Genomic DNA, 11892 nt, shown 5'->3' with positions numbered 1-11892 from the left:
AAGCCCTCCGGATAATATTAGATAAGGCAGCCTCATGCTTACACTGGTGAATATGTCTTCCTTGCTTTCAATGTGAATGCCATAATCACTTCCATAGTACATCTTAATTCTCTGCGTCAGCTGGAACCAGTATAACCGGATGCCTTTCGATACGTTCCATTGGCGCGGCATTGACGGTTCGGAGGTATTGACCCATTTCATCACAACACCTGAACCGTGGTCGGAGCCAGGGTCATGGTTCTACACCTATAACGGGAAGATCATCCCCAAGACGGTCAAAGGAATATGGGATGCCTACCGCGACAAAGAGATGAATCAGGAACTGCTGCTGTCCTATGGCTATGGTGACGGCGGTGGCGGCGTGAACCATGAAATGCTCGAGATGCGGCGGCGGCTGGATCAGTTGCCCGGGCTCCCAAAGGTAACTACCGGACGTGCGGATGCCTATTTCGACAAGCTGCAGCAGACGGTGGCGGATACCGGTTCATACATTCATACCTGGGACGGCGAATTGTATCTGGAGTATCACCGCGGAACGTATACCAGCCAAGCTTACAACAAACAGATGAACCGTAAGCTCGATCTGGCCTATCGTGAAGCCGAGTGGCTGAATGCACTGCAAAGCATTTTGCAGGAAGACTGGAATCTGTATCAAGCCAAACCGCTGATTTCAGGCTGGAAAATCATTCTGCGCAATCAGTTCCATGACATCATTCCCGGCTCTTCCATCCAAGAGGTGTACGAAGATAGCAGAGCCGAATACGAAGAAGCGTGGCAGATCGGCAGTCAGATCGACACACAAGCCCGGGCTGCGATCGCTACTGGGATAACAGCAGGCAGCTTCTCAGTATGGAATTCCTCTCCATGGTGTATTACAGAGCTTGTGGCTATTCCCGCTTCTACGGGGATGGAGCAGGGCTACTGGTTAAGCGATGCAGGGCTGCGCTTGAATGCACAGCTGGATACAGGCATTTGGTATATTGAAGTGAAAGATATACCTTCGCTCGGGTATACAACGATACATTTTCATGACGATGCCGAATCCGTCCATTCCGGGCTGGCACCATTCGTCCATACAGAACGTGGAATCGAAACCCCTTTTTATCAATTGGCATGGAACGAAGCCGGGCAGTTAACCCGCATTTACGATAAAGCAGCACGGCGGGAAGTACTGGCTAAAGGAGCTAACGGTAATCTTTTGCAGGTGTTTGAGGATAAGCCTCTGGCACATGAAGCTTGGGATATTGATATCTTCTATCAGGAAAAAATGACTGAGATTCGAGATTGTTCAGCCATCCGGTTGGCATCCGGTCAACAGAGGCAACCTATGATATTCAGTTCGGCAACGTGAAACGGCCGACACATTGGAATACGAGCTGGGATTGGGCGCGCTTCGAATCTGTCGGGCATCAATGGGCTGATCTGTCCGACAAAGGGTATGGTGTCAGCCTGTTGCACGACTCCAAGTACGGTTATGATATTAAAAACAATGTCCTGCGGCTGTCGCTGATCAAAAGCGGTGCAGCCCCTGATCCGCATCAAGGGGATTGGCTGGCCGGACAGACTGTCAAGCAAGCCTGGTTCCTGAATGCCCCAATTTGCTATACGAAGGGGCATGCAGAACAGCCAAGCCGCTCCATGTTCGCCTTGTCGGGCGATACTGCTATGATCCCGGCAGTCAAAAAAGCAGAGGATTCAGACTGCATCATCGTGCGTATTCACGATTACTCCGGAAGCTCCAACACGCTGGAGCTAACGAGCGGTCTGCAGATTCATGGATGGAGAGAAACGAACCTGATGGAACAATCAGATGGCGAAATGCATAACGATGCTGGCATCTGCTTTGTCCTTGAACCTTATGAGATTAAGACTTTTGAAATCGACTTGTGGCGCTAACTGTCAAGCCTGTAACGAACTTTCACCGCCAGGTTATCGCCCATGCAGGGCGCACCACACACCAAAAAGCCCGCGTTTGTGCGGGCTTTTTGGCGTACAAATCAAACCTTACGGTGCCACAAAGAAGAATAGCTGATTGTCCGCTCCGAAATAGGACCACTGCTGGATTTTGGTACCGTTCATGGTTGAAGACCTTGGAATATCCAGCACTTTGCCGCTTTGTCTATTCACAACCTTATAATAGCCGCCGCCAACTGCTTCAAGCTTCCACTGCTGATTATATCCTCCTGTACCGGTAAGCGCCCACTGCTGAACGCCCACACCATCCTCGGTGAAGCCGTTTATCACATCCAGGCCTTTACCGCTGGCTGTGTTAACGATGTTGACATACCCGCTTCCTGCATCGCTGATCGTCCACCGCTGGTTATTTCCGCCTGCATATTCCCATTGCTGGACAAGCGCGCCATTCTCCATAGAACCATCAGTCACATCCAGGGCCATTTCGCTTGCTTTGCTCAAAATCTTATAGGTGCCGCCGGTCACCGGGGCCGAGTTAGACGACCATTTGAATGTGATCGCACCACCGGCAGGAACCGTGTACGTGAAGGACTGGGAATTCCATTGAATCTTGACGGTCTTAGTGCTGGAGAGTCGGTTGGACAACACAAGCGCAATGGTGCCGTCCGGATTTTTATAGGCTACGTCTTCCATGCTGTCCTCAAACGTATTCGAATCAATGCGGGACGCATTCAGGTCGACAAATTTACTGCTGTGCCCCAAACCGTAAAATTGCGGATTGTAGGTAACTGAGTCCGTAGTGTCAGAGCGGATGGTCAGCAGGCCGCGGTTGGCCGTATCAACTCCGGCGAGCGCAGGGCCGCCATTCTGATCCAGCGCGACATTCCACATGATATAGGACTTTGCCCAGTTTCTGGGGAAGCGGATCGTATGCATCATCAGATCCTGGAACATTCCTGCGTTCGTCCCGCCGCCAATCCACGTTCCGCTGCCGCCTTCCGTGAACCAGATCCGTTTGGTCGGAAACAGGTCATGCAGCGTGGTCAGGTTGGAATGGCTGAGGGCTGAATAATAATGAAAAGCACTGCCCTGCGTATAGACAGATGCGGTAGAATCCAGCACTGACTTGGCATAGCTAATATCGTTATAGTTATGGTCATAGGCCATAATTTGAGTGTTAAGTCCGTTCTGTGCCAGCTTCAGGCCCAGCACATTGATCAGATTGCTTTGTTCACTGGCTGACATTTGCAGTCCAGGATAGTGTGGGGCATTTTTCGGTTCATTCTGCAGGGAGAGGGCATAGACAGGCGTTCCAAGTGCGGCATACTGCTGCAGATATTTAACCAGATAATTGGCATAGGCATCATAGCTATCCGTACGCAGGGTGCCGCCCGTATCACCGTAGAGGCTTTTTTGCGTCTTCATCCAGGCGGGAGGACTCCATGGGGCGGCGAACAGCTTGATCCTGCCCGGATTAACGTTATAGGCCTGATTTAGCATAGGGCGGATATAGGCTTCATCCCTCCAGAGGGAGAAAGCGCTCAGGTTCATATCATCACTGTTCCCGTACGTATCATCATAGGTCCACATTTCCCAGTTGAAGTCACTCGCGCCGATCGGCTGGCGGAGGGCGCTGATGTTGATGCCGCCGGCACTGAACAGCTGGTTCATGACCTCGGTTCTTTTGGCTGCAGACAGTTTATTTTGCAGCAGCCAGCTGGATGAATCTGTGAGTGAAGCTCCGAAACCGTCCATCGTCTGATACGTTCTTCCCTCATTGACAGCAATCGTATAGTCGGCACCTGCGCTGGATGCAGAGAAGCTGACATCCGATTGTCTTGCCAACCAAGTATTTGTATTGGGATTGGACAACCATACCTGTACGTTTTCACCTGCAGCCTGCGCCTGCTGCGGTGAGGACACCGCCCCCATGGGCACGGAAATAGCCAGAACAACTGCCAGAGTCAGCATTTTTTTGATTGACATAACAGTTCACTCTCCCTGGATAATATGAACTTCTCAAAATGCCCTTATAGTGCTAACAGTTTGGATGACTTGACCCTTTCTTCTCTGATTATGAACTGGAACAGCGGCGAAATTGCCTCCGCCACTGTTCCTCATGATTCCAAGTTTTATTTAATTCCTTTTTCGTCAAAATACTGATTCGATTGTTCCTTTACATAAGCCAGGAGTTTTTCGATTCCGGCTTTTTTCAGCTTGTCGCGGTAGGTCTTGAGTGCAGCGTCCACATCAGGTATCAGTCCGAGCATCAGCGGTTTGCCGTATTGCTCAAACACCTGGTTAACTGCTGCAAGCTCGGTTTTGACCGGATCATAATCCATATAAATAGGTCCGAAAATATCCGGCTTGCTGATTGGCTTGAATTCTTCCTTCAGTTTATCGAGACCGTCCCAGCCTCCTTCTTCTTTCAGCATGTTAGGCTCATAGCGCCAGCCCCAGCTTGCGATATCGTAACGAGGCGTCACATTAAGATCGACACCCGGTGCCGGAATGACAATCGATTTGGGGTCTTTGCCCTTGGCCCAGTGCTTGCCTTCGATCCCGTAGGTCATCAGATCAAAGTAAACAGGGTCGTTGCGAAGCTTGTCGAGCACCATCAGCGAGCGTTCCGGATTCTCCGAGCTCTTCGGAATAGCCATCGCGTTCGAGCTTGGCAGTGTCGGCATTACATAATTGTGGAATCGGGTGAATGGGAAGTAGCCGATATCCATATTCAGTTTTTTGGCCTTCACCTCATTAATAAAGCCCCCGGCGCTGGACGGGTTGCGCCAGTAGATCGCTCCTTGTCCGGTCTTGATGAAATCGCCGGCTTCCTGCTTCGAGGACAGCGAGTTTTTGTTCCAGTAGCCCTTGTCTGCCCACTCCTTCATCTTCTTGACCCAGGCTTCGTACTTGTCGGTAAACGGTACGATTTGAATATCACGCGGAGTATCGTAAGAAGTGGCTGCAATCAGCTCGTTTCCGCCAATCATCTGGAAATCATTCCAGGATTTGAACAGGACGTTCACGTTATCATAGACCAAGCCATTGATCGGGGTAACATGCTTCTTCGTCTTCACGGCATCCATGTAAGCCTCAATCGAATTCAGGTCGGAAAACTCCGGCAGGCCCAATTCCTTGCGCCAGTCCTCCCGGTAGACGTAGCCGGATGGCGTGTATTCCGGATTCGTATTCGGCACTGCGTAAATACCGCCGCCGACCGTGACGGAGCCCCAGTCATCCTTCGGCACATTGCCCCAGGTTACCGGCGCATATTCAGGGAGCAGCTTCGTCAGATCCAGGAACGCTCCCTGCTTGGACAGCTTGTAGAAATCTGCCCAGCTTGATGCGAAGATCATGTCAATCTTCTCACCGGAGGTTAGCAGCAGATTATATTTAGTCTGCCAGTCGTTCCAGGTAGTAAACTTGAGATCGACCGTAGTGTTCAGATCTTTTTCCAGCATCTTGTTCCATTCGGCCATCACCTTGTCCATATCCTTGTGCGTATCGCCGACCAGATACCAGGTCAGCTTTACCTTTTTTGCTGTAGCCTCACTTGCCGAAGGGCTGGCATTGCTTCCAGTCGGATCCGGATTGTTCTTTTCCGCCGCATTGTTATTCGATCCGCCACAGCCTGCCAGCAGCGATGCCAGCATGGAGAGCGAGACGAGCAGCGTCCATCTTTTTTTGATTTTTCCCAACTTGATTCCTCCTCAATTAATGTGCTAAATGCTTCGAGCCTGTCTGACCTTGCCCTTTATTACTTACAAAAAATACTATGTTAGCCGGCAAGCCGGTTCTAACCTTTGACCGCTCCAACCGTAAGCCCTTTCACGAAGTAGCGCTGAACGAAAGGATACAGCAGGATAATTGGCCCTGTCGCCACCACAGCAACGGCCATTTTGAGTGTTTCTGTCGGCGGCACGACATTAGCGGCCAGATAGGCCCCGTTATTCGTCTGCAGCACCGCTGCGCTGGACAGGATTTTATAGAGCAGGAATTGCAGCGGATATTTACTATCCGTTGTAATGAACATATTGGCATTGAACCAGTCGTTCCAGTAGCCGAGTGCGAGAAACAGCCCGATTGTGGCCAGTCCCGGCGTTGACAGCGGGAGAATCAGCCTCTGGTAGATTTTGAAATCACCGGCGCCATCAATTTTGGCGGACTCTACTATGGATTCAGGGATCGACTTCATGAAGCTGCGCATCAGGATAATGTTCCAGGCACTCATCAGCGGAGGCAGAATCAGCGCCCAATAGCTGTCTTTGAGCCCCAGATTTTTGGTCATAAGAATATACCAGGGAATCAGGCCGCCGCTGAACAGCGTCGTGAAGTAAATAAAGAACGAAATCCCGTTGCGCATCGCAAAATCCTTGCGGGAAAGGACATACCCTGCCATCGAGGTCAGGAAAATGCCCAGCAGCGAACCGGCGATGGTCACACCGATCGTTACACCATAAGCCCGGTATATTTGCTCCGGCGTACTGAATACAGACTTATACGCCTCGAACGAAACCGTGTCCGGGAACAATTGAAAGCCTTTTGAGATAATCTCCAGCTCATCGGTAAAAGAACCGGCGACGATTAGCCAGAAGGGGATGAGACAGATCAGTGAAACGAGTGTCAACAGCGTGTAGCCGATGATATTAAAAACGATGGTTTCCTTGTCCTGTTTGATCCGGCTGCCTTTGGAGGCATCCGCTTTGGCTAGTTGTTTGACTTGGGTACTCATGCGTATACCTCCTTTCTAAAACAAGGAGTAGTCCTTGTTCGTCTTACGGATGATGTAATTGACAATCATGATTAAAGCAAAGCCGAAGAATGATTGATACAGACCGGCTGCCGTACCCATACCAATGTCAAAATTGACTGTCAGGGAACGGAACACAAATGTGTCGATAATATCTGTGGCATCGTAGAGCATACCGTTGTTGCCGATAATCTGATAGAACAGATCGAATTGCCCCTTCATAATGCCGCCTAGACTGAACAGAATCAGCAGAACGAATGTAGGCTTCAGCAACGGCAGCGTAATATTGCGGATTTGCTGAAAGATAGTCGCCCCGTCGATTTTCGCTGCTTCGTAATATTCATCGCTGATCGCCATAATGGCCGCCAAATAAATGACAGTACCATAGCCAAGTCCTTTCCAGACACTAAAGAACACAATAATGAACTTCCACGGTGCCGTATGCAGGTAGAAATCATAGGAATGAAGTCCAAGCTGCTTGAGTACGCTGTTGACTACCCCAAGATCTGAGAACAGGTTATAGACGAACGCGCCTACCAGCACCCAGGACAGAAAATAGGGAAGAAACATCAGCGACTGGGCTGTCTTCTTAAACAGCTTGCCGGACAGCTGAGCAAGGAATACGGCACAAATAATCTGCATGATATTACCCAGTAAAATGAACGCCAGATTATACAGCACGGTATTCTTGGTCAGATTCCACAGCACTCCAGTACTAAATAAGAACTTAAAATTCTCCATCCCGACAAACTGGCTTCCAAACAGCCCTCCGTCAAAATCAAACTTCGTAAAGGCGTAATATACGCCTATCATCGGGATGTAACTAAACACAATGAAAAACACAATGGTTGGTGCAATCATTAGCAGAAGCGTCTTGCTCTGACGCAGCTCCCGGATGATCCCGCCCTTTCCGGACATCGAATCGGCCTCCTTCTCCTTCTGTGTGTATGTTCCGCCGGTACTCCCGGCTACAAACTCTATACTAGGAGAGAGACTATTTCCGGGCAACTTACCATATGCGATATGACTCACTTTCCGCTTAAAAAGCAGACTAATTTTTCCCCAACTGACTGCTTAATTGCTACCTCAATCCGTTAAAAAAGGCGTTCCTATGCGATTTTTCCGCCATGGAACGCCTTCCCGTCTATTCAGCAGCAATGCCTGCCTCTACACCGTCCTCATCCGCTCGGTCCCGGCCCGTTCTGCGGTATTCCGCAGGCGTTACACCGTTGTACTTCTTGAACGCTTTAAAAAAATACGGGCTGTTCGAGAAGCCGGCACGTTCTGCGATTTCTCCGACAGGGGCATCCGTATGCAGGAGCAGCTCGCGCACTCTGCTCATCCGCACCTCCTGAATATAACCGAGTATCGTCTGCAGCGTATGCTGTTTGAACACGCGCCCGAGATAGGTGGCGGACATGCCGAGCTCGTCTGCCAGCATGTCCAGAGACAGATTCGGATCGGCATAACGTTCATCGAGAATTTTTTTGATCCGGCACGGCAATTCATCCTGCCGGCTCTTCTTCCGTTCATTCATCTGATTCTCCAGCTGATCAAACAGGGACATACAACGTTCAATGAACTGCCCCATCGTCTCTGCCCGGGAGTGAGGCATATACAGGTGCAGGTTAATGAACTCCCAGTCCTCGTTCAATGGAGAATGCTGCCGGATAATCCGCAGTGCGTTCTGCAGCGCAAAGGTCAGGTGTGAAACAGCAAACTGGTAGGATATATAGGTATAATCAGCCGTATCTATAATGATCTCACGGAACAGCTGCCTTACATCAGCTATCCGCCCCAGCATCAGCTCATCAATCATCTGCTTCTCTTTCTGCAGCGGATATTCATAACGTTTGGTCTTGTTCCGTTCCACCTCTTCGGCTTCGATATGGCTGCCGGCTCCGCTGAATACCCAGCTGTATGAGGCTTCCACTGCTTGCTGATATAGGGCATGCACCGCTTCGATCCCCGGACCGCTCAGGCTGGAGGATACCGTAACCGACAGCTTTAAATATTCGCTGACCGCAGTTTGAATCCAAGCAGCATAATCTTTGCACCGCTCCCGGTCACCTTCGGCCTCGCCGGACATCTGAAGCAGCACCGCCGCCTGTTCATCCCCGATATCCGCCGCGGCGGCTGGAATACCGGCGGCTGCGAACAGCTCCTGGGCAATGTTGAGCACTCCGTAGAGCAGCAGCTTGCGGTCCTCCGCTTTGTACCGGTTCACGAACAGCAGGTGATCGTCCACCAAGATCAGCAGGACACGGACCGGCTGTGCAGGATCCAGCGGAATGCCGTACCGTTCAAACCGGGCGGCTGCATGCCCGGCGTTCATCTGTGTATATCCATTCAACAGGCTGCGGAGATATTCCGAGCGCATCGCCTGGACGCTCTCCCGCTGTTCTGTTTCCAGCTTACCCAGCCGGGAGAGCTTATGGTTCAGCCCGCTGAAGATCCGCTGGGACAGCAGTGAGGACAGCGCAAGTCCGGCGAACAGGATGGCCCCGGCAACGATCAGCGTCTTGATCCGCATACTATCGATATTCCGGCTGATCACTGAATAAGGCACAATGCGGATATATCTCCAGCCCAGATAGTCCGGACTGCTGTAGGTGACTAGACTTTTGACATGATCCACCTCAGCGGCAAAATACCCGGAACCCTCCGGTTCTCGCAAGATCCGGTCAATATACGGGGTACCCTTAAGGTTGGTGAGCATCGGCGTCTTCCAGCTGTTCGTGACAAGCGTGCCGTTCTCGTCGATCAGAAAAGTATTCGTCGGATCATTCGTCAGCGAACCGTCGATATGTTTTTGCAGCTGCGTCTCCTTGATGTTGACGACAACCGCATTCTTCCGCGGCTTCTTGCTGAGCGTGTCATACAGCAAGAAAGTATACGTATCTCTTTCCCGCTCAGCGATGTTTCCAACGAGCCCGTCGATCTTCAGCTTACGGGGAATCGGCATCAGTGTTTTGTAATCATTCACATGCTGGAGCATACTGCTCAGCTCCTGGTCGTAAAATTCCGCCTCGCTGAACACCGAGGGTACGCTCATATCCGAAGTGATATAGAAGGTGCGTGCCTCGGCATTATAAACATAGATGGAATCGATAAACGGCGAGGTTTCACGGTAATTGGTTAACTGGCGGATGGAACTATCGATGTCCTGAGCGCTGAGGTCGGGAAAATTAAGCAGATTGGCGACATTCTGGTCGCTGTGAATCTGCTTGGCGAACGTGGCGGCGGTCACAGCCATCACGGAGGCTTCCTGAGTCGTCTGCGCCAGACTGTCCATCGTCTGATCGTAGGATTGGCCGAGCGCAATTTTCTCAAAATTCATATACAGAATGATGGACAGTATGGAAATAGTCAGAAATATCGTAACTACCATTACAGAAAAAAACTTCCCGAAGTAGCGATCTACTTTTCTGTGCGGCATTTTCATGTATGATCCCCCCTCAAAGGATAGTGATGTTTCAGCTGCGTGAGTAGGCATTCATTTCGAATCAGCCCCTTTTTGCGAAGAACCTTTGATAATCAGCCTGGAATTGATCACAAAATCCCTTTGACCCGGCTGGAGATCACCGTTGATCTGATCGATAACCTTGTCCGCCAGTAGCCCCCCCAACTCGTACAGCGGCTGTTCAACGGAGCTAATCTTAGGCGATACATAGTCGGTAATCCGGATATTGTCGACACCCACCACCGCCATGCGGTCCGGAATTGCAATGCCATATTCAGAGCAAGCTTTGTATACTCCGAGTGCCATCTCGTCATTGGCGGCAAATACCGCGGTAAAATCGCTGCTCTCTTCCCATAAACGACGGAAAGCCGCGTATCCGCCATCTTCGGAGAAATCCCCTTTGTCAACCAGTGTTGGCAGAAAAGGTAATCCCGCTTCAGCCAGCCCCGCCTTGAACCCTTCCAGCCGCTCGATACTGTCAAGCGCGTCCTCGTAGCCGTTCAGAAAAGCAATCCGCCGGTGCCCGTTTGCCGCCAGGTGAATGACAACATCATGGCCGATTTTCCAGTTATCCGTAGTGGAGCAAGGAATGTTAAGATGTCCAAGGCGCCGTCCGATAACCCCAATGGCATAGCCTTCACCTGCGAAGGATGCGATCTCCCCGTCGCTCAGCATTGGCGACACCAGGATAATGCCGTCTACAGTCCGGTTCTGAAGCAGCGACAAATACTCCAGTTCCTTCATCTTCTCATTTTGTGAGTTGCAGATGAGGATTTTGTAATTCATTGCGTTTGCCTTTTGTTCTATCCCCTTGATAATCTCGGCATGATAAGATATCCCGATATCGAGTACGACGACGCCGAGCGTCATGGTCTTTCGGGATCGGAGTTGCTTGCCCATGGCGTTCGGTGTGTAATTCAATTCCTGAATGGCCTTCAATACCTTATTTTGCGTTTCCTTGGTTACCAGAGGACTGCCGTTTAATACGCGGGATACCGTCGCAGGCGAGACATTGGCAATCCGGGCAACATCGATAATTTTGCTATCCTTCATCAGTTCACATACTTTCAAGGTTTGATAAACCCATTATAACATCAATGAAATCGATTTCAATAACCTTTCGCTCCCTTCTTTCAGCCCTTTTTTATACATAGGAGATACGTAAGCTACTTGGGTCGACGCTCCGTGAACGGACCGTTGTTCCAATCGCTGTTGTCTCCAGATTTTATTTATTCTTCTTAGCGGTGAAAATCCGGGGACAAAGGCGACCGCTGCCGCTTTTCCACATTCGTTCCGTCCTCTCCGCTGTTTAAGCGGGAAATGGAGTACTGGACGTGCCCAGCCGGGAAAATGCTGCATTTCCAACGGCTGCCCCCTAACGGAGCGTTGCACGAAAGCGGCAGGAAATCGGGAGCTGGTCATCCGTCTGGAATGGCTATTGATACAGTACCAAGAGCGGGAACAGTTGCGGAGTGAAGAGGGCTACGCCTTAGCGGTACGTCGAATGACGGCGCCGGAAAGTATATTTGGACAGCTAAAAAATAACCGGGGCTTCCGGCGTTTTCTGCTTCAGGGCATCGACAAAATGACGCTCGAAGTCGGTTGGCTTTCACTTGCACATAATCTATTGAAGCGAGTAGCCATGGACTAAAAACATAAGAGCAGCGCTCCTCCAATAACTGGAGGAGTGCTGCTCTTATTAACTTTTATGCTTTTAAACTTGAAGGTGACCCGTCACCGCAAAACATTCACAGAAACGGCC

General features: G+C 50.5%; 6 protein-coding genes and 2 pseudogenes. 2 read left to right on the top strand and 6 right to left on the bottom strand.

Annotated elements, in window-relative coordinates:
- Positions 1-115: 115 nt before the first annotated feature.
- Positions 116-1896: pseudogene (locus ACX1DY_RS05830) on the top strand (alpha-mannosidase); the annotation flags it as partial.
- A gap of 108 nt (positions 1897-2004) precedes the next feature.
- Here ACX1DY_RS05830 and ACX1DY_RS05825 read toward each other — a convergent pair.
- The 6 genes from ACX1DY_RS05825 to ACX1DY_RS05800 all read right to left on the bottom strand — a co-directional run bounded on the left by ACX1DY_RS05825 (position 2005) and on the right by ACX1DY_RS05800 (position 11201).
- Positions 2005-3900 (bottom strand): RICIN domain-containing protein, encoded by a 1896-nt coding sequence (locus tag ACX1DY_RS05825; RefSeq protein ID WP_458963238.1) that lies wholly within the window; start codon positions 3898-3900, stop codon positions 2005-2007.
- Between the two features lie 146 nt (positions 3901-4046).
- Positions 4047-5615 (bottom strand): extracellular solute-binding protein, encoded by a 1569-nt coding sequence (locus ACX1DY_RS05820; RefSeq protein WP_458963237.1) that lies wholly within the window; start codon positions 5613-5615, stop codon positions 4047-4049.
- Between the two features lie 98 nt (positions 5616-5713).
- Complete coding sequence (locus ACX1DY_RS05815; protein WP_458963236.1) at positions 5714-6649, bottom strand: carbohydrate ABC transporter permease; 936 nt, start codon at positions 6647-6649, stop codon at positions 5714-5716.
- Positions 6650-6664: 15 nt separating this feature from the next.
- Positions 6665-7585, bottom strand: a complete 921-nt coding sequence (locus ACX1DY_RS05810; RefSeq protein ID WP_458963235.1) for an ABC transporter permease — start codon at positions 7583-7585, stop codon at positions 6665-6667.
- A gap of 226 nt (positions 7586-7811) precedes the next feature.
- A complete protein-coding gene (locus tag ACX1DY_RS05805) occupies positions 7812-10112 on the bottom strand; it encodes a helix-turn-helix domain-containing protein (RefSeq protein ID WP_458963234.1) in 2301 nt (766 codons plus the stop codon).
- Between the two features lie 51 nt (positions 10113-10163).
- Positions 10164-11201, bottom strand: a complete 1038-nt coding sequence (locus ACX1DY_RS05800) for a LacI family DNA-binding transcriptional regulator (RefSeq protein WP_458963233.1) — start codon at positions 11199-11201, stop codon at positions 10164-10166.
- A 295-nt stretch (positions 11202-11496) separates the two neighbouring features.
- On the opposite strand from ACX1DY_RS05800, the pseudogene ACX1DY_RS05795 reads away from it, so the two are divergent.
- Positions 11497-11781 (top strand): annotated as a pseudogene (locus tag ACX1DY_RS05795) (transposase); the annotation flags it as partial.
- Between the last annotated feature and the right edge of the window lie 111 nt (positions 11782-11892).

The organism is Paenibacillus sp. BAC0078 (genome assembly GCF_054483875.1).
This window is presented reverse-complemented; position numbering and strand designations above follow the sequence as displayed.